The sequence below is a fragment of the Terrabacter sp. Root85 genome (genome assembly GCF_001429185.1).
GTDB lineage: Bacteria > Actinomycetota > Actinomycetes > Actinomycetales > Dermatophilaceae > Terrabacter.
Genome location: NZ_LMIW01000001.1, coordinates 855,165 through 873,115 on the forward strand (window position 1 = coordinate 855,165; position 17,951 = coordinate 873,115).

At 71.6% G+C, this 17,951-nt stretch carries 17 protein-coding genes; 6 read left to right on the plus strand and 11 right to left on the minus strand.

Annotated elements, in window-relative coordinates:
* Positions 1-16: 16 nt before the first annotated feature.
* The 6 genes from ASE25_RS04060 to ASE25_RS04085 form a co-directional block, all read right to left on the minus strand.
* Entirely contained in the window at positions 17-931 is a 915-nt protein-coding gene (locus ASE25_RS04060; protein WP_082622672.1) for a carbohydrate ABC transporter permease, read from the minus strand.
* 1 nt (position 932) lies between these two features.
* Complete coding sequence (locus tag ASE25_RS04065) at positions 933-1,943, minus strand: carbohydrate ABC transporter permease (RefSeq protein WP_056822961.1); 1,011 nt, start codon at positions 1,941-1,943, stop codon at positions 933-935.
* A gap of 4 nt (positions 1,944-1,947) precedes the next feature.
* Positions 1,948-3,234, minus strand: a complete 1,287-nt coding sequence (locus ASE25_RS04070) for a sugar ABC transporter substrate-binding protein (RefSeq protein ID WP_056822963.1) — start codon at positions 3,232-3,234, stop codon at positions 1,948-1,950.
* A 102-nt stretch (positions 3,235-3,336) separates the two neighbouring features.
* A complete protein-coding gene (locus tag ASE25_RS04075; protein WP_056822965.1) occupies positions 3,337-4,368 on the minus strand; it encodes a LacI family DNA-binding transcriptional regulator in 1,032 nt (343 codons plus the stop codon).
* 314 nt (positions 4,369-4,682) lie between these two features.
* Entirely contained in the window at positions 4,683-5,213 is a 531-nt protein-coding gene (locus tag ASE25_RS04080; protein ID WP_082622673.1) for a pyridoxamine 5'-phosphate oxidase, read from the minus strand.
* On the minus strand, positions 5,210-5,548 hold the full coding sequence (locus ASE25_RS04085) for a VOC family protein (RefSeq protein ID WP_056822967.1): 339 nt from the start codon (positions 5,546-5,548) through the stop codon (positions 5,210-5,212). The genes ASE25_RS04080 and ASE25_RS04085 overlap by 4 nt, the downstream gene beginning before the upstream one ends.
* Before the next feature lie 111 nt (positions 5,549-5,659).
* Here ASE25_RS04085 and ASE25_RS04090 point away from each other — a divergent pair, with 111 nt between their 5' ends.
* The 5 genes from ASE25_RS04090 (at position 5,660) to ASE25_RS04110 (ending at position 11,264) form a co-directional block, all read left to right on the plus strand.
* Positions 5,660-6,580: a sigma-70 family RNA polymerase sigma factor gene (locus ASE25_RS04090; protein ID WP_056822969.1), complete on the plus strand. Its 921-nt coding sequence runs from the start codon at positions 5,660-5,662 to the stop codon at positions 6,578-6,580.
* 42 nt (positions 6,581-6,622) lie between these two features.
* Positions 6,623-7,636 carry a patatin-like phospholipase family protein gene (locus ASE25_RS04095; protein WP_235508530.1) on the plus strand — a complete coding sequence of 338 codons (1,014 nt, stop codon included), beginning with the start codon at positions 6,623-6,625 and terminating at the stop codon, positions 7,634-7,636.
* A gap of 117 nt (positions 7,637-7,753) precedes the next feature.
* Positions 7,754-8,776, plus strand: coding sequence for a DNA polymerase IV (locus ASE25_RS04100; protein WP_056822972.1), 1,023 nt, complete (start codon positions 7,754-7,756; stop codon positions 8,774-8,776).
* A gap of 33 nt (positions 8,777-8,809) precedes the next feature.
* A complete protein-coding gene (locus ASE25_RS04105) occupies positions 8,810-9,607 on the plus strand; it encodes an arylamine N-acetyltransferase (RefSeq protein ID WP_056779105.1) in 798 nt (265 codons plus the stop codon).
* A 58-nt stretch (positions 9,608-9,665) separates the two neighbouring features.
* Positions 9,666-11,264 carry an MFS transporter gene (locus ASE25_RS04110; RefSeq protein ID WP_056822973.1) on the plus strand — a complete coding sequence of 533 codons (1,599 nt, stop codon included), beginning with the start codon at positions 9,666-9,668 and terminating at the stop codon, positions 11,262-11,264.
* A gap of 16 nt (positions 11,265-11,280) precedes the next feature.
* On the opposite strand, the gene ASE25_RS04115 is transcribed toward ASE25_RS04110, so the two are convergent.
* The 3 genes from ASE25_RS04115 to ASE25_RS04125 form a co-directional block, all read right to left on the minus strand.
* Entirely contained in the window at positions 11,281-11,691 is a 411-nt protein-coding gene (locus tag ASE25_RS04115; protein WP_082622724.1) for a VOC family protein, read from the minus strand.
* Between the two features lie 282 nt (positions 11,692-11,973).
* On the minus strand, positions 11,974-13,518 hold the full coding sequence (locus tag ASE25_RS04120; RefSeq protein ID WP_056822975.1) for an HNH endonuclease signature motif containing protein: 1,545 nt from the start codon (positions 13,516-13,518) through the stop codon (positions 11,974-11,976).
* A gap of 111 nt (positions 13,519-13,629) precedes the next feature.
* Positions 13,630-15,051, minus strand: a complete 1,422-nt coding sequence (locus tag ASE25_RS04125) for a triacylglycerol lipase (RefSeq protein WP_056822977.1) — start codon at positions 15,049-15,051, stop codon at positions 13,630-13,632.
* 196 nt (positions 15,052-15,247) lie between these two features.
* Between ASE25_RS04125 and ASE25_RS04130 the strand changes: the two genes are divergently transcribed.
* Positions 15,248-15,880 carry a hemerythrin domain-containing protein gene (locus ASE25_RS04130; RefSeq protein WP_056822979.1) on the plus strand — a complete coding sequence of 211 codons (633 nt, stop codon included), beginning with the start codon at positions 15,248-15,250 and terminating at the stop codon, positions 15,878-15,880.
* Here ASE25_RS04130 and ASE25_RS04135 read toward each other — a convergent pair whose 3' ends face one another.
* Together ASE25_RS04135 and ASE25_RS04140 are read right to left on the minus strand one after the other, a co-directional pair.
* On the minus strand, positions 15,881-17,116 hold the full coding sequence (locus ASE25_RS04135) for a benzoate/H(+) symporter BenE family transporter (RefSeq protein WP_056823861.1): 1,236 nt from the start codon (positions 17,114-17,116) through the stop codon (positions 15,881-15,883).
* A 7-nt stretch (positions 17,117-17,123) separates the two neighbouring features.
* Complete coding sequence (locus ASE25_RS04140; RefSeq protein WP_056822981.1) at positions 17,124-17,924, minus strand: inositol monophosphatase; 801 nt, start codon at positions 17,922-17,924, stop codon at positions 17,124-17,126.
* Positions 17,925-17,951: the final 27 nt, after the last annotated feature.

Here is a 17,951-nt window from a genome sequence, read left to right on the forward strand (position 1 = left end):
TTCCGGGGTGGGAGGCCTACTTGAGGCCGGTGGTGGCGATGCCCTCGATGAAGCGCTTCTGGAAGATGAGGAAGACGACGAGGATCGGGATGATGACGACGGTGGCGCCGGCGAGCAGCAGCCCGTAGTTCGTGCTGTTCTGGCCGGTCGAGTAGAGGGCCAGGGCCACCGGGAGGGTGTACTTGTCCTCGGACTGCGCCACGACGAGCGGCCACAGGAAGTTGTTCCAGCTGCCGAGGAAGGTCAGGATGCCGAGCGTCGCGAGCGCAGGACCGCAGAGCGGCAGGATGATCTTCCAGAAGATCCGCAGCTCACCGGCACCGTCCACGCGCCCTGCGTCGAGCAGGTCCCTCGGCAGGCCGAGGATGAACTGGCGCATGAGGAAGACGCCGAACGGGCTGACGAGGAACGGCAGGAAGAGGCCGGGCAGGGTGTTGACGAGTCCGGCGTTCGCGACGAGCACGAAGAGCGGCACGAAGGTCACGACGCCCGGGATCATGAGCGTGCCCATGACCGCGATGAAGATCGCCTTCTTGCCCCTGAAGTCGAGCATCGCCAGGGCATAGCCGAGCATCGAGCAGAAGACGAGGTTGCCGGCCGTCACGACGACGGCGACGACGATCGAGTTCGTGAAGAACTGTCCGAAGTTCAGCTTGCTGAACAGCTGCGTGTAGTTGTCGAGTGAGGCGCTCTCGGGCAGCCACGTCGGCGGGATCTGGCGCAGCTCCCCCTCACCCTTGAAGCTGCCGAGCACCATCCAGACGAACGGTGCGATGACGGCGACGAGCGCGACGGTCAGCAGCACGTAGAGCCACCAGCGGCTGCCCTGGCTCGAGCCGACCATGCCGGACCCTGTCCTGCTCGCCTTCGCCTTCGGTGCCGGGGCCGGAGCGGTCGGCCCGGTCGGCCGCGGTGCGGTGTCGACGGACATGTCAGGTCCTCTCTCGGAGCAGGCGGAACTGCAGGGCCGTGACGATCGCGATGACGACGAAGATGATGTAGCTCATCGCCGACGCGAGACCGTAGTTGCCGAAGCCGAACTGCTGGTAGGTGTACATCGACAGCGAGATCGTGCTGTTGAGCGGGCCGCCCTTGGTCATGACGAACGGCTCCTCGAAGAACTGGAGGTAGCCGATGGCCGTCGTGACCATGACGAAGAGCAGGGTCGGTCGCAGCAGCGGCATCGTGACGTGGCGGAACCGCTTCCAGGCGTTGGCGCCGTCGATGGCGGCCGCCTCGTGCAGCTCGGCCGGCACGGCCTGCAGCCCCGCGAGGAAGATGATCATCGCCGTGCCGAAGTTGCGCCACGAGGCCATCATGATGAGCGCCGGCATCGACCAGTTCGGGTCACCGAGCCAGTTGGGACCGGTGATGCCGAACCACCCGAGGGCGGTGTTGATGAGACCGCCAGGGTCCTGCAGGAGGAAGCGCCACACGACGGCCACCGCGACGATCGAGGTGATGACCGGCATGTAGAAGCCGAGGCGGAAGACCGCGCGGAAACGGGTGATCCCCTTGTCGAGCGCGACCGCAGCGGCGAGCGCCACGACGAGCGTCAGCGGCATACCGACGAGGACGAAGTACGCCGTGTTGGCGGCGGCCTTGCGGAAGGTCGGGTCCGACAACGCCTTGGTGAAGTTGTCGAGGCCGACGATGTTGACGCTGAAGGGGTGTCGCAGGTCGCGGGCCTTGGTGTCCGTGATGCTCATGAAGAGCGACTGGACCACCGGCCAGGCGGTGAAGGCGAGGAAGAGCAGGCAGAAGGGGATCGCGAGGATCCAGGCCGCCCGCCCCTCCCGACGGCGGGCCGATCCGACCCGGCCGGGGGAGCCTCCGTCGCCCGCCCCCCGGGACGACCCGTTCGCGGGTCGTCCCGGGGCGGTGACCGGAGGTGGCGTCACGGGTCCGGCGGGGGACCCGGTCGTGCCGGTCTGGGCGGTCATCGGATCACATTCCCGTGCCGATGGACTCGGCCTGCTGCTGGGCCGTCTTGAGTCCGGTGGCCGGGTCCTCGCCGGTCTTGGTGACCTTCTCCATCTCGGTGTCGAGCCCCTTGACGGCCTGCTCCCACGTCGGGAACGACGGCGGCGCCTTGGCGGTCTCGAGCTGCTTGCCGAAGACGGCGAGCTTCTTGTCCGAGGCGAGCGCGGGGTCCTGCCAGGCGCTCTTGACCGACGGGAGGTCGGTCGAGATGGTGTACCACTTCGACTGGACCTTGGGGTCGGCGAGCCACTGGACGAACTTCCAGGCGGTGTCGCGGTTCTTCGTGTTCTTGAAGACGACGAAGTTCGAGCCACCGACGAACGACGACGACCCGGCCGAGCCGGCGGGGATCGGGGCGACGTTGTACTTGTCCTTGAAGCCGGCGCCGCCGACCTTCTCGACCGCGGACATCATCCACGGGCCGGAGATGAACATCGGGACCTTGCCGCTCGCGAAGTCGGGCTCGGTCGTCGGGGTCGCCGGGGCGCTCTTGTTGGAGATGCCGTCGGTGAAGTACGACTGGTAGTACTTCGCAGCCTTGACCATCTCGGGGCTGTCGAAGTTGTACGCCTTGCCGCCGTCCTTCGTGAGGTCGGCGCCGTCGCTCCAGGCGAACGGCATGAGGGTCTGCCACGAGCCCTCGCCACCGGCCTGGAGGCCGATGCCGTACTGCGCGCCGGCCTTGGTCTGCATGGCCTTGGCCATGTCCTTGAGGCCCTGCGCGTCGGTGGGCACGCTGTCGTAGCCGGCCTTCTTGGCGAGGTCGGTGCGGTAGAAGAGCACGCGGGTCTCGACGTACCAGGGGATGCCGTAGGACGTGCCGTTGACCTCGGTGGTCTTCTGCGCACCCTCGAAGAAGGCGGACGTGTCGATCTGCGCCGGCGTCGGGTCGATGGCGTCGCTGCTCGCGAACTCGCCCATCCACGTGGTGCCGACCATGGCGACGTCCGGCGTGTTGCCGGAGGCGATCGAGGCCGTGAACTTGTCGTGCGCGGCATCCCACGGGATGGCCGTGACCTGGACCTTGACGCCGGGGTTGGCGGCCTCGAAGTCCTTCGTCAGCTTGGGCAGGTTGTCCCCCTCGGCACCCATCGCCCAGACGGTGATCGTGCCGGTGGCCTTGCCGGTGCTGACCGCGGCGCCTGTCTGACCGGCGGTGGTGCCGCCGTTCTCGGCGCTGCGACCGCAGGCGGTCACGGTGAGGGCCGCGGCAGTCATGCACGCGACCGTGATGGCTGTGGTGCGTCTCATCGGTGTCTCACTTTCTCGGGTGTCTCCGACATCGGTGTCGAGGGTTGGGGAGGAACGGACGGGGGCAGGGGGATGGCGGTGGAGGAGCCTGGCGGGTCGCGCTCAGCGGGTGGGGCAGCCGCAGGACCCGCGGATGACCACTTCCGTCCGCAGGATCTGCGGCTCGAGCCGCGGCAGTGCGCCGGAGACCCGCTGGTGCAGGCGCTCGGCGGCGATGACGCCGAGCTCGTGGACGGGCTGGCGCACGGTGGTGAGGCCGGGGCGCACGTAGCGGGACGTCATGACGTCGTCCCAGCCGACGACGGCGATCTCGCCGGGGACGTCGCGGCCGGCGTCCTGGAGGTGGCTCATGATCGCGAGGGCGAGCTCGTCGTTGGCGCAGACGAGGGCGTCGGCCTCGATCTCGCCGGCGAGGATGCGCTCGGCGACGGCCTCGCCCTCCCCCTCGCGGAACGGGACGCGGACGGGGGCTGCGGGCTCGAGGCCGCGCGCCCGGTGGGCGGCGACGAAGCCGGCGTGGCGCTCGGCGATGTCGGGTGCGCCCTCGGGGTCACCGACGAAGACGAGGCGCGTGCGTCCGTGGGCGAGCACGTGCTCGGTGAGCTGCTCGGCGCTGTGGGCGTTCTCGGCGCGGACGCTCTCGATGCCCTCCTGGGGCGTGCCCGCGATGATGACGACGGGCTTCTGGCCGTGCAGGGCCCGGGCGACGGCGGGCGGCATGGCGGCCGAGCCGAGCACGGCGATGGCGTCGACGCGGGTGGCGAGCTGGCGCACGGCGCGAGCGAGGTCGGCCTTGCCGTCGGTGAGCATCAGGGTGACGCTCTGGCCGAGCTCGGCGGCCCGCGACTCGAAGCCCATGAGCAGCTCGGAGTAGTAGGGACCGGTGAGCTCGGGCAGCACAAGACCGTGTGCCTCGTGGTGGCGCACGGCGAGGCTGCGGGCGGCGCCGAGCGGCACGTAGTTGAGCTGGTCGACGGCGTCGAGGACCTTCTGGGCCGTCGTCGACGACACGGTGCCGGCGCCCTGGAGGACGCGGGAGACGGTGGCGATCGAGACGCCGGCGCGCTCGGCGACGGAGTAGATGGTGGCGCCCGCCGAGGCCGCGCCGTCCGGGTGCTTGCGTGCTGTCGCCATGGGTCCCACCTCTCGCGTCTCGTCGTTGAGTGATGTGTCGCGACCAGGCCCCTGACCGGGTCTCCCCGGCTCTGTAAGCGCTTACATCTGCACCTCCATACTGCACAGGTCAGCGCGGGGGCGCAAGACCCGCCCCTCGCTGCGGACAGCCGTGAGGGGCCGGGCGGGCGTCGGTGACACCCCTCCCGGCCCCTCGTCACAGGACGTCGCCGGCGCCGATCGCGTATGCCGTCACGCCCCGGCGGAGCAACCGCCACGTCACCCTGTGGCTCGGGCGGGTTCGACTGTGCCACAAGTGAACTCGATATGCGCGATCACTCGTCGGACGTGATCCACCGCCCGTCGAGCATCACGTCGCGGCCGCGCAGCTCGTTCTCCTCGCGCCAGGCCTGGATGCGGCTCGGAACGACCCGGAAGAAGAGGTATGAACCCGAGGTCTCCCGAGGGTCGAATCCGGTCCGCTGGGCGAAACGGTCGGCCTCCGCGGGCTCGAGCGCGGTGGTCGGGACCACCTCGACGGACCCGTCGACCATGACGACGTCACGCGTCGCGCCGAGCCCGATCCGCACCCCTGCGCCGGACGCCAGACCGCGTCCCGCGACGCTGCGCTCACCCGTCGAGAGCAGCATCGCGCGCCCGTCCCAGTCGAACGACAGGGGCACGAGGTGCGGTGCGCCGGTGGCGGGATCGGTCGTCGCGACCCAGCAGTCGATCTCCCGGCCCAGCAGCTCTCGGGTGTCCCGGACCCTCTGTGCGGTCGGTCGCGGCGGCCGAGGGGACGCGGGCACCTCGGCGGGCGGACGGCATACGCCCTCGGTGCTGTCGGGGACGTCGTCGGCCGTCATCCCTGCATCACGCCGATCATGTTGCCGTCGGCATCGAGGAGCACGGCCACGGTGCGCCCGCCTCCGACGGCGGTCGGCTGCTGGTTGACGGTCGCGCCGGCTGCGGTGAGCGCGGCGACGGTCGCCTCGAGGTCGTCGACCGACCAGTAGGGCGTCGCGCCGGTCAGGCCCTTGCGGTGCCCGTTCGGGTCGAGGGCGATCTCCTGGCCGTCGACGGAGTAGCCGACGTAGTAGGACTCGTCGGTGTGTGGCTCGGTGCCGAGCAGGGTCGTGAAGACCTGCTTCGCGGCGGCGAGGTCGGCGACGGGGTAGATGAGGGTGTTCACGGCGGACATCTTGGACTCCTGGTGAGTGATCGCGGTGGGTTGCCGAGCGGTGGTGGTGTCACATCCGGTGGCGCCGGCTCGTCAGTGCTATGACGGATCACGACCGAAGGATGTGACGAAATGGACGACGAGACCCGCGAGCAGTGGCTCGCCCGCGACTTCGAGCAGCAGCGCCCACGGCTGCGGGCCGTGGCCTACCGCGTGCTCGGGTCCGCCGCGGACGCCGACGACGCCGTGCAGGAGGCGTGGCTGCGCCTCAGCCGCAGCGACACGACCGAGGTCACCAACCTCGCGGGCTGGCTGACGACCGTCGTCGGGCGGATCAGCCTCGACATGCTGCGGTCGCGCAGCTCGCGCCGCGAGGACAGCTGGGACACCGGGCTCGCCGAGCTCGTCGCGGGTGGTGACGTGCGCACCGCGCTGACCCAACCGACGCGCCCCGCCCCCGATCCGGCGAGCGAGGTCGAGCTCGCCGACAGCATCGGCCTGGCCCTGCTCGTCGTCCTCGACACCCTCGCCCCGGCCGAGCGGCTCGCCTTCGTGCTCCACGACCTCTTCGGGATGCCGTTCGAGCAGATCGCCGACATCCTCGACCGCTCCCCCGCCGCGACCCGCCAGCTCGCGAGCCGCGCCCGTCGCCGGGTGCGCGCCGCCGACGCGGACGGGTCCGGGCCGGCCCGCACCCGGCAGCGCGAGGTCGTCACCGCCTTCCTCGCCGCCGCACGGGGCGGCGACTTCTCCGCCCTGCTCGAGATGCTCGACCCCGACGTCGTGCTGAGCGCCGACGAGGCAGCGGTCGCGATGGGCTCGCCCGACGTGCTCCGCGGGCCCGAGGCCGTGGCCCAGCGGTTCAACGGCGGCGCCAGGTCGGCACGGCTGGCCGCCTTCGACGGCGGCATCGGCGCCGTGTGGACGCTGCGGGGCGAGGCCATGGTGGCCTTCCGCTTCACGGTGGACGACCGCGACCTCGTCACCGGCATCGAGATGGTCGCCGACCGTGCGCGGCTCGACGCGATGGAGATCTTGTTCCTGACGTCCTGACCGGCGCGCGAGCCGTCCGGGAGGCGGACTATCGTCGAGGACGTGGCTGAGGGGATGCGTGCAGCGGTCGTGCTCGGGTCGGGCGGGGCGCGCGGCTACGCCCACATCGGCGCGCTCGAGGTGCTCGCCGAGCGCGGCTTCGAGATCGTGACGATCGCGGGCACGTCGATGGGCGCGCTCGTCGGCGGGGTGGCGGCCGCAGGGAGGCTCGACGCGTACACCGAGTGGGCCCGGAGCCTGACCCAGCGCGAGGTGTGGCGGCTGCTCGACCTCAGCATCACCTCGCCGAACGGCGCGATCCGGGCCGAGCGGATCATCGCGAAGGTCGGGGAGATCCTCGACGGCGCGACGATCGAGAGCCTGCCGATCCCCTACACGGCCGTCGCGACCGACATCAACGCGCGCCGCGAGGTGTGGTTCCAGCGCGGGCCGGTCGAGCACGCGATTCGCGCCTCCATCGCGATCCCCGGCGTCATCACCCCCGCCGTCATCAACGGCCGGGTCCTCGTCGACGGCGGTCTCATCAACCCGATCCCCATCGAGCCGACCGCGGCGACCTCGGCGGACCTCACGATCGCCGTCTCCCTGTCGGGCATGCGGGCCACCGGCGGACCGACGACCCCCGTCAAGGAGTCGTCGGAGCCGGTGTCGCGCGAGGAGTGGACGACCCGGCTGCGGCGCAGTGCCGCCGAGGTGCTCGAGTCCGATCGGGTCCGTGCCATCACGAGCCGCTTCGGCGGGCACGCCCGCGACCACGACCACGACGTCGAGCACGACCAGCCGATCCCGCCGGAGGCCGTCGACCGGCTGGCGCAGACGCCGACCGATGCGCTCGTCGTCCGGTCGGCCGACGTCGGGCTCGTCGACCTGCTCAACATGTCGTTCGAGACGATGAGCGCCCTCATCTCGCGCTATCGGATGGCCAGCAACCCGCCGGACGTGCTCGTCACCGTGCCGTCCAACGCCGTGCGGACCCTCGACTTCCACCGGGCCGCGGAGATGATCGAGCTCGGTCGGCAGCTGACGACCGAGGCGCTCGACCACGCCGGCTACTGAGCCTCGTCATGACCCGGCGGGTCGTGTCGCGGATGGTGGGGTGATCACCCCACCGAGCGCAGCACCATCACGCACGCCATCCGTCGGCCTGTCGGTGGCCGGGCGGAGACTGGGCCGGTGGTGATCCTGCACGCCGACGCCGACGCGTTCTTCGCCTCCGTCGAGCAGCGCGACGACCCGGCGCTGCGCGGGCGGCCGATGGTCGTGGCCCACGAGGTCGTCGCGTGCCCGTCCTACGAGGCACGTGCGCTCGGCATCCACGCCGGTATGCCGCTGCGGCAGGTCCAGCGCCGTTGGCCGCAGGTGCTCGTCACCGGCTACCGCGCGGAGGCCTACGAGGAGGCCTCCGTCCGGCTGTTCGAGGTGTTCCGCCGCTTCACGCCCCTCGTCGAGCCCGGATCGGTCGAGGAGGCCTTCCTCGACGTCACCGGACGCGACCGCGGCGATCCGCGCGGGATGGCAGTGGCCCTGCGCGCGGCCGCCCGCGCCGAGGTCGGGCTCCCGGTCTCGGTCGGCGTCGGGCGCACCAAGCTCATGGCCAAGCTCGCGAGCCGCCGCGCCAAGCCCGACGGCCTCGTCGTCGTCGACGCCGAGCTCGAGGCGCGCGTCCGGCCTCGTCTGCGCCTCGACGAGCTCTGGGGTGTCGGTCCGACGACCTACGGAAAGCTCCACGCCGCAGGGCTGTTCGTCGTCGCCGACCTCCACGCCCTCGACGAGGACGACCTCAAGCACCTCGTCACCACGGCGATGGCCCGGCGTCTCGTCTCCATCGCGCGGGGCACCGACGACGCGACGATCCGCCTGCCCGGGCCGCGCAGGTCGGTCAGCGCGAGCCGGTCACTGCCCGCGACGCGGACCAGGTCCAAGGTCGTGGCGGTGCTCGACGGCTGCGTCGAGCGTGCCGTCGCGCGGGTGCTCTCGCTCGACGGGCCGCCGCGTCTCCCCCGCCGCCTCGAGGTCCTCGTCCGCTACGACGACGGCACCCAGGTGCTCCAGCGCGGCCCGCTCGCCGCCCCGTCGCTCGACCCGACCGTCCTGCGGTCCGCGGCGGGAGACCTGCTCGAGCGCACGGCCTACGAGTGGGACGGGCGCGGCGTGACGATGGTCGGCGTGACGCTGCCACTTCCGGCGCCGGCTTGACCTCAAGGTGGCTCGAGGTCGCAGGATGACCGGGTGACCTCACCGACGACGACCGACGCGCTGACGACGACCGAGGCGACGGCATACCTCCGGCGCATCGGCGCGGCCGCTCCCGAGTCCCCCACCCTGGCGGCGCTCGCGTCGCTCCACCGGGCGCACCTGCTGGCCGTGCCGTTCGAGAGCCTCGACATCTCGCTCGGCCGGCCGATCCGCCTCGACAACGCGTCGCTGCTGGCCAAGGTCGTCGACGCCCGGCGCGGCGGTTACTGCTACGAGCTCAACGGTCTCTTCGCCCTGCTGCTGCGCAGCCTCGGGTATGCCGTCGACCTCGTCTCCGCGCGCGTGACCACCGCGGCCGGTGGGCTCACCGACGACTTCGACCACGTCGCGCTCGTCGTGTCGGGCGGCCGGCTCGAGGAGCCCGTGCTCGCGGACGTCGGGTTCGGCGAGGGGTTCATCGAGCCGCTGCCGTTGCGCGACGGCTTCGAGCGACGCGAACGCGGACACCTCGTAGGACTCGTGCGGCGCGACGACACGTGGGTCTCCCGCGAGCGCCGCGACGGCGAGGACTGGCGCGACTGCTTCGTCTTCTCGACGGTGCCCCACCCGCTGACCGACTTCGCGGCGCGCAACGAGTGGCAGCAGACCTCGCCCGACAGCCACTTCACGCGGTCCCGGCTCGCGTCGCTGCTGACGCCCACGGGCCGGGTCACCCTGAGCGGCGACCGGCTCATCACGACGACACAGGGCCGACGCGAGGAGACCGAGCTCGCCGACGAGGACGCCGTGCGCGCCGCCCTCGTCGCCCACTTCCTCATCCTCCTCGACTGACTGACGCACCCCCTCGACCTCGCTAGACTGCGACCCATTCGGTGGCCGAGAGGGTGACATGACGCAGAACCCCGCCCAAGGTTCGGATCCCGATGTGCCGGGGAGCCGCCGCCTGATGCTCCTGCTGGCCATGGCGATGTTCGTCCTCGTGGTCGACACCTCCTTGATGAACGTGTCGATCTCGGCGGTCATCACCGACCTCGACACGACGGCCAGCGGGGTGCAGTCGGCCATCGCGCTCGAGGCGCTCGTCTCGGCCGCGTTCATCCTCATCAACAGCAAGGTCGGCGACCTCATCGGCCGCAAGCGGGCCTACGTCCTGGGCCTGCTCGGATACGCCATCGGGGCGCTCGCGATGACGCTCGCCCAGAGCCTCACGGCGATCATCATCTTCTGGGCGATCATCGGGGGCCTGGGAGCCTCGTTGCTCCTGCCGGCGATGCAGTCACTGATCCACGGCAACTTCGCCGGGGCAGCCCAGAAGCAGGCCTACGCGCTCGTCGGGGCCTCGGCCGCCATCGCCGCCGCGATCGGCCCACTGCTCGGCGGGTTCGTCACGACGTACCTGTCGTGGCGGGTCGGTTTCGCCCTCGAGGTCCTCATCATCGTCGTCGTGCTGAGCCAGATCCGGCTGGTCCGGGACGTCGAGTACACCGGTTCGCGCCAGATCGACGTGGTCGGCGCGATCCTGTCCGCCCTCGGCATGGGCGGGGTGGTGCTGGGCATCCTCGTCTGGCAGGAGGGGGGTCAGTACGTCGGCCTGCTCCTCGTCGTCGGGGCGACCGCGCTCGTGCTCTTGGCCCGGTGGCTCCGCCGGCGCAAGCGCGCCGGGCAGGTCACCCTGCTCGACCCGGACCTGTTCCGGCACCCGAACTTCACGGCCGGTGTCACGGGCCAGCTGCTGCAGCAGGTCACCCTGGGCGGCGCGATGATCGCCCTCCCGCTCTACTTCCAGATGACGCTGGAGTACAACGCCCTCCAGTCCGGCCTGTCGCTGGCTCCGCTGTCGCTGACGATGTTCGGGGCAGCCCTGCTGGCCGGACGCAAGGCCGGTGACCGGCGACCGGCCTCGATCATCCGCACCGGCTTCGTCCTCACGAGTCTGGGTGTCGCGATCATCCTCCCGCTCGTGCCCCGCGCCGACAGCGCGTGGTACTTCGTGGTCCCGCTCGCGATCACCGGTTGCGGCCTCGGCCTCCTGGTCTCGCAGCTGAACAACTACACCCTCGCCCCCGTCGAGGAGGAGCGCGTCAGCGAGGCCGCCGGCGTCAACTCCGCGGCAGGGTCCTTCGGGCTCTCCTTCGGTCTCGCGATGGCGGGCGGCCTCATGCTCGCTGCGCTGTCGGTCGGCTTCTCCCAGCTGGCGCAGAACAGCTCCGTCATCCCGGCCGCGCAGCAGCAGCAGATCGCCCAGGCCCTCGAGCACGACGCCGAGATCATGAGCAACACCCAGCTGGAGCAGCAGATCTCTGGCCAGCCGGCCGAGGTCGAGGCCGAGGTGCTGGCCATCAACGACGAAGCCCGCAACCGCTCTCTCCAGATCGCCTTGCTGGTCCCTCTCCTCGCCGGCCTGCTGGGTCTGGGCAACTCGTTCCGCATGCTGCGGTTGCCCGACCAGAAGCCGTCGACGTCACTCGACGGGCTCGACTTCGGCTGACGGTCGCGGGCCGGACTCAGGCCCAGGCGTCCGGGGTCGGACGGCAGAGGCAGAACGGGTGGCCGGCCGGGTCGGCGTAGACGCGGAACCCGCGGTCCGGCGCCGGCTGCGGCGGCTCGACAGGATCGAGTGCCGTGCCGCCGAGGGCGAGCACCCGCTCATGGGCGGCGGCGATGTCGGCGACGACGAAGTCGAGGTGCGCCTGCTGCTGGCCGCGGGGCCAGTCAGGAGACTCGTGCCCGGGTGCGAGCTGGGTCGCGATGCGCGGGCCGTCCCACAGCACGTTGAACCAGTCGCCCTCGGGGTCGGCCTCCACTCGGCCGCCCAGGAGGTCGGCGTAGAACTGCGCCACCCCTGCCGCGTCCGCGCAGTCGAGCGCGACGCAGTCCCAGCCGATCGTCGATCCAGTGCTCTTCTCTGAAGTCATGCCCACCACCCAACCACCGCCTGACGACAGTGCGTCAGACCGACGGAGCGGAGGTCGACAGAACGGGAGCGACAGAACGGGATGGGCCAGGGCCCGACCGGCGGCACCCCGCGCGTGGCGGCGCACGACATCGCGGGGTCGGAGAGCGTCCGAGCGCGGGAGGCGGGCCGCACCTGGACTTCGCCCCAGCCTTCGCTCGCCTCCTGGTCCCGCCGAGCAGGGATCATCGCCACCGGAATGGACCCGGGACCATGTGGTGCACGCGTCCCGGCCCGTGCCGGGTCAGGGCCGTCGATGCTCGCGCGGTGGCTGCCAGATGACGTCGCTCGGCGTGACGATCGCCGTCACCCCGAGCTGGTGGACGATCGTGTGGTGCCTCCCACAGAGGAGGGCACCGTTGGACAGGTCGGTCGTTCCGCCGTGAAGCCAGTGCACCACGTGGTGGGCCTCGCACCACTGCGGAGGTACGGAGCACCCCGGGTAGCTGCAGCCGTGGTCACGCTGCGCCAGCGCCAGTCTCTGGGCGGGAGTGAAGTAGCGATCCTCGCGGCCGATGTCGAGCGACTGGGACGGACCGCCCAGCACCATCGGGATGACCTCGGCCTCGCAGGCCAGCCGGCGCACCGTCGCTGCGGACAGGACCTCGTCGTTGTCGGCCAGCCCGGCACCGCGCAGGCGGTCGAGCAACGCCTCCAGCGACATCGTGACCACGAGCTTCGTCCTCGGCGTTCTGGTGACGCCTAGGGGCGCCGCGACGGCGCGTCCGATCAGCTCGAGCAGGGCGTCGGCACGGCGCGTCGCCGCCGACCGGGGATCGACGGACCCGCGCTGGACTCTCGCGCCGCCGTCCCCCGCATCGACGCCCCGCGCGCGTCGACCAGCCGCCCCACCAGCCGGCCCACCAGCGCCCTCGTCAGCCGCACCACCAGCGGCCTCGCCAGCCGCCCCACGCGCGGCGGCTGACCCTCGGCCGATCCGGCCAGATGATTCTCCACTGCCGGGCAGTGTGGGCCAACGACTCCAGTCCACATCAGGGCGCGGCCGCGCCAAGGCGTCGATCGCTGCGTCGACGATCGCCGAACCCTCGGGATCGAGTCTCCAGAGGTACTCCGTCATCCCGGCGCACCGGCCGATCTTCGTCAGCGACCGGGCTGCGCGGAGGCGCTGATCATCGTCCTCGACCACCGCCGGTGGTCGAAGGCCCGCCCGGGCGTGCGATGCCAGACGCCTCAGGTCCTTGATGCCGAGCGCCGACGCGCCCTCGACCATCGCGTCGACCACACTGTCCACCTGGGCGACATCAGCACACTGGATGACGTCGTCGCGCAAGCGCACGATGACCGCAGCCTTGTCGACCGAGATCGAGCCGTCGCGCACTCCTCCTGACAGTGCAGCCCACCGTGGCTCGTTCATGGCCGCGCCCACGGCGGTCAGAGCAGCCGACGCCCCTGCGGCCAAGCCGGGAGCGTGACCCGCGACCCAGTCGTTGCGGGAGAGCCCGGATCTGTCAGGCAGCCCTCGCGCGCTCACCTCGGCGGCCAGCACTGCGGACAGGTTGTGCGCCATCTCGCGCACGGCCTGAGCCTGCTCGATCGCGTCCCCGAGTCCCGTCTCGGCCATGGCCCACAGCGGCGTGCTGCGGGCGACCAGCCGGAGCTCCGCAGCCATGGCCGCCAGTCGTGCCGCGAGCCCCGGGAGGTCGGTCAGCCCGATCACCTCTGCGACAGCGGACTCCTGCTCGCCCACCGGACGCGCCGGCCGCTCGGGATGAGCGACACCGGCGCGGCGCGCGCCACCCCCGGGGCGCTCCATGGTCGATGCGGTCATGGTTCGATCATACGTTCGACTGCCGACAGTGCTCGCCGACTGTCCACAGGCCCAGGGGCCCTCGACGATCCCCGTCCGCGCGAATCCGCCGGCACCACCGGGCTCGCGCCCTCAGCGGGTCGGCCTCGGCCAGACGAGGGTCGTCGAGGTGACGGGGCGCACCGTCGAGGTGGGACCGGATCCGGTGACGGTCACGGTGTGCGTGCCTGGGGGAAGGTCGTCGAAGGTTGCGACGCCGTGCCCCTTCCGCAGGGTCGGCTCGGCAGTCGCGAGCACCTTGCCCTTCGCGCTGCTGACCGTGATGGTCACGGCCTTGCGCGGCGGGTCGGCGCCCGGGTCGTCCGACTCGAGGTCGAATGACACCTTGAGCGCCTGACCCTGCGTGACGAGGTCAGGCACGACGGCGCGGACGTTCGTGTCGGTGATCTCCCGCCTCCGGACGGGCTTGGCGCTGAGGATCTCCTGCACCTGGTCGAGGACGAGCTGGTTGCACTGGAGGTTGGTGTGCTGGTCGGGCACGCGGACCGCCAGGTTGGTGTCGAGCGCCTCGCCGAGACCGACGGCCCCGGTCAGCGGCACCGTGCCGTCGCCGAAGTCGTTGTCGGTGCCGAAGTCCTGGTAGGCCGTGGCCGTGCCGCCCGAGAGCTGGGCCGTGGTCGCGGTGGGCTGCCGGATGCCGACGATCATGTGGGCGGAGGTCCGGCTGTCCGGCCGGGCCGCCTCGGCGGCCTGGAGGTCGGTGTGGAAGGCCATCGCGTCGGCGACCATCGTGGTGCTGACGTTGGGCACCGACACCTCGGTCGTCTTGGCGTAGCCCCCGCCGTTGCCGATGCACGCGAACTCCGGCAGCAGCTGGAAGAGCGAGGGCATGCTCCGCGAGAAGTCCGTGAGGTCGATCGACAGCGGGCCGATGCCCTTCTTGACGCCGTTGACGAGCTGGGTCAGCGCGTCGGTCGCCCCGCGCCACGGCGTGCCGAGGGTGATGAGCTTGCGCGTCACCTCGGCGCCGCCGCACTTCTCGATGTACCAGCGGGCGACGAGGCCACCCATGGAGTGGCAGACGAAGACGACCTTCGCGTCGGCATACGCCCCGCCCTGCGCCCGCAGCTGCTCGAGCGCCGGCTCGACGACGGTCTTCAGGCGAGCGCCGTTGTAGCGGTTGGAGAGGCGCCAGTCGTACGCGTACGTGATGAGAGTGGCCGGCTTGCCGCCGGCGCCCCGCTGGTAGCCCTGCTTCTCGAGGGCGCCGACGAGAACGTCGTAGCCGCGGATCGGCGTCCAGATGCCCGGCAGGACGTGGACGTCGGGCATGAGCGCGACCGGTTCGACGCCGTCGCCCGGGTGGTCGTCGCCGATCCCCTCCGGCAGGACCTTCTTGAGGATCGACTGGCCGCCGGTCAGCAGCTTCCAGACGGCCCCGGCGCTCGGGGCCCAGATGAGGTTCTCGCTCGCCGGCGAGCCGTCGTCACCCCGGACCCCGAGCGTGCTGCCGGTGATCCCCGGAAGCACCACGACCAGGTCGTTGCTCGTCATGCGGACCCACCACCATCCTGCGTCGATGAACTGCGCCGGTGAACTGCGTCGATGAACTGCGTCGGACACTCCCGACCAACCAACGGTGGCACCAGCAGGGCCCGCTGATACGCGAAACGGCCAAGCCCGCGACGGCATCGGGTATGGATGCGGCACAGTGGATCCGGAACCCGCCGGACGACAGAGAGGCCCTCCCGTGGACATCACCGACGTCATCCTCCGCCAGCACGACGAGCAGCGACGGATGTTCGCCATGCTCGAGGAGTGGCCGCGCGACGACCACGAGGGCCTCGCCGCCGTCTGGAAGCGGCTCGAGATCCTCCTCGAGACGCACGCCGAGGCCGAGGAGCTCTACTTCTACCCGGAGCTGCTGCGCATCGGCACGGGCGGCGCCGACGCCGAGTCCGTCGACGAGGAGGTCGAGGACGCCGTCAAGGACCACAACGACATCCGCAAGTCCCTGCGCAAGGTCGGGCGCTGCCGCATCGGGTCCGACGCGTGGTGGACGGCGGTCGTCGACGCCAACGTCCACAACAGCGACCACATGGGCGAGGAGGAGCGCCAGGACCTCGCCGACTTCCGCCAGCGCGCGAGCCTCGAGCTGCGCCACGAGATCGCGGTCCAGTTCCTGCGCTACGAGGCGGTCCGCTGGGCCGAGGGGATCACCCCGAAGGACAAGGACCCGGAGCGTTACGTGGCCGCCAGGAAGACGACCAAGGCGTCGGCCACGGCGAAGAAGGCCGCCCGCGACGCGAAGAAGGCCGCCACGACCGCGCCTGCTCGCGCGGCCCGGTCCAAGAAGGCCTCCGCAGGCGCCTCCGAGGAGTGACTAGCCGGTCAGCCGGTCCCGGCGGCGACGTTCGAGCCGGAGTGCGGCGAGGACGAGCACGCCGGCGACCAGCCCCCAGAAGGCGGCACCCACGCCGGCGACGGTGATGCCCGACGCGGCCACGACGAGGGTGACGGCGCCGGCCTCGCGGGTCGAGGCGTCGGTCAGGGCGGCCGCCGCAGCACTCGCGAAGGTGCCGAGCAGGGCGAGGCCGGCGATGGTCTCGATGAGGCCTGCGGGCGCCGAACGCGCTGCGGCCGTGACGATCCCGGCGAGCGGGCCGAAGGCGAGGTAGGTGACGCCGCACGCGACACCCGCGACCCAGCGCCGGCTGCGGTCCGGGTGTGCCTCGGGCCCGGCGGCGAGCGCCGCGGAGATCGCGGCGAGGTTGATCGCGTGCGCGCCGCCGACGGCGCCGAGCGCGCTCGCACCACCGGTGTAGAGCAGCGGACCGCGGATGCCGGGCCGGTAGCCGAAGGACGCGAGCACGGCCATGCCGGGGATGTTCTGGCTCGTCATCGTGACGATGAAGAGCGGGATCGCCACGGCGAGAAGGGTCGTCGCGTCCCAGTTCGGCATGACGAGGACGACGGACGGGGCCGCCGCCCCGAGATCGAGCCGCCCGAAGACCCCCTGCACCGCCATGACGACGAGGGCCGCCCCGAGCGCGCCGATGACCGCCCACCGCCGCGCGACCGCGACGAGGACGAGCCACGTCACCATGACCGGCGCGATCGCGGCCGGCGACGCGACGACCGCCCGGAACGGGGCGACGCAGAGCGTCAGCAGCACCCCCGCGAGCATGGCGCTCGCGAGCGGCTTGGGGATCGCCTCGACGACCCGCTCGAGCGGTCGCACGAGACCGCACAGTGCGAGCAAGAGTCCACAGACGACGAAAGCGCCCACCGCAGAGGCGAACCCACCGCTCGGCACCGCGGCCGCGGCGAGCAGCGCCGCGCCAGGCGTCGACCACGCCATGGTGATCGGCATCCGCAGCCGCCACGAGAAGAGCACGCAGCCGAGGCCCATCGTCACGCAGAGCACGAGCAGACCCGAGGCCGCCTCCTCCGGACCGGCGCCGACCGCCCGCAGGCCCGTCAGCACGACGGCGAACGAGCTCGTGAAGCCGACGAGCCCGCAGACGACACCGGCCAGCACCGCGTGCGCCGTGGAGCCGGACGGGACGGGCGAGCCGGACGGGCCGGGCGAGCCGGACGGGCGGGTGTGCGACGTCACCGGCGGGTCAGGGCAGGTGGGCGCTCGCGGCGAGCGCACGGCATACGTGGTCGTATGCCGTGGGGCTGCCGGCGGCGACGAGCCCCGGGGGCGCCATGTCGCGAGGTGAGTACGTGACGCCCGCGGTCGTGCCGAGCAGGCCGCCGGCCTCGGAGAGCAGGAGCGAGCCGGGCACGTGGTCCCACGGCGCGGCCTTGGCGTAGACGATGTAGTCGGCCGCGCCCTCGACGAGCTTGGGGTAGTCGATGCCGCACGACACCCACGTCAGGGTCATCGGCTCGAGGCCGTCGAGCGACTGGCCGATCCACGCGCGGCGGGAGGTGCGGCCGCGCAGGGCACCCTCGGGCGGCTCGGGGACCGTCAGGCGACGCGACCCCTCGGCGTCGTGTCGCCACGTGCCGGCCCCGCGCTCGGCGACGAAGCCGAGCTCGTGCTGCGGCTGCCAGATCCACGCCCGCACGGCCGCGCCGGCGACCGTCTCGGCGACCATGACGGCGTGGTCCTTGGAGCCGTGGACGAAGTTCTTCGTGCCGTCGACGGGGTCGACGGTGAACGCGTGGTCCGCGGCGGCATACCGCTCCATGAGCGCGGGGTCGCCCGCGAACGTCTCCTCCCCGAGCACGACGGCGTCGGGGTAGGCGCCGACGAGGGCTGCCGTGATGAGCACCTCGGCCTCGCGGTCGGCGTCGGTGACGAGGTCGCCGGGTCGCTTCTCGTGGATCTCGCCGGCGGCGAGCGCCCGGAACCGGGGGTTGATGACCTCCTCGGCCACGTCCTTGAGCAGGCTCAGCACCTCGTCGGTCTCCACGCCCCCAACCTAGCGAGCGACGGTCGG

What these genes read in the sequence shown, in the direction of transcription:
- ASE25_RS04075 (WP_056822965.1), bottom strand. Translation starts at nt 4,368, where the DNA reads ATGGCGACAGCACGCAAGCACCCGGACGGCGCGGCCTCGGCGGGCGCC.
- ASE25_RS04125 (WP_056822977.1), bottom strand. Translation starts at nt 15,051, where the DNA reads ATGACGAGCAACGACCTGGTCGTGGTGCTTCCGGGGATCACCGGCAGC.
- ASE25_RS04090 (WP_056822969.1), top strand. Translation starts at nt 5,660, where the DNA reads ATGGACGACGAGACCCGCGAGCAGTGGCTCGCCCGCGACTTCGAGCAG.
- ASE25_RS04085 (WP_056822967.1), bottom strand. Translation starts at nt 5,548, where the DNA reads ATGTCCGCCGTGAACACCCTCATCTACCCCGTCGCCGACCTCGCCGCC.
- ASE25_RS04065 (WP_056822961.1), bottom strand. Translation starts at nt 1,943, where the DNA reads ATGACCGCCCAGACCGGCACGACCGGGTCCCCCGCCGGACCCGTGACG.
- ASE25_RS04070 (WP_056822963.1), bottom strand. Translation starts at nt 3,234, where the DNA reads ATGAGACGCACCACAGCCATCACGGTCGCGTGCATGACTGCCGCGGCC.
- ASE25_RS04110 (WP_056822973.1), top strand. Translation starts at nt 9,666, where the DNA reads ATGACGCAGAACCCCGCCCAAGGTTCGGATCCCGATGTGCCGGGGAGC.
- ASE25_RS04060 (WP_082622672.1), bottom strand. Translation starts at nt 931, where the DNA reads ATGTCCGTCGACACCGCACCGCGGCCGACCGGGCCGACCGCTCCGGCC.
- ASE25_RS04080 (WP_082622673.1), bottom strand. Translation starts at nt 5,213, where the DNA reads ATGACGGCCGACGACGTCCCCGACAGCACCGAGGGCGTATGCCGTCCG.
- ASE25_RS04115 (WP_082622724.1), bottom strand. Translation starts at nt 11,691, where the DNA reads ATGACTTCAGAGAAGAGCACTGGATCGACGATCGGCTGGGACTGCGTC.
- ASE25_RS04120 (WP_056822975.1), bottom strand. Translation starts at nt 13,518, where the DNA reads ATGACCGCATCGACCATGGAGCGCCCCGGGGGTGGCGCGCGCCGCGCC.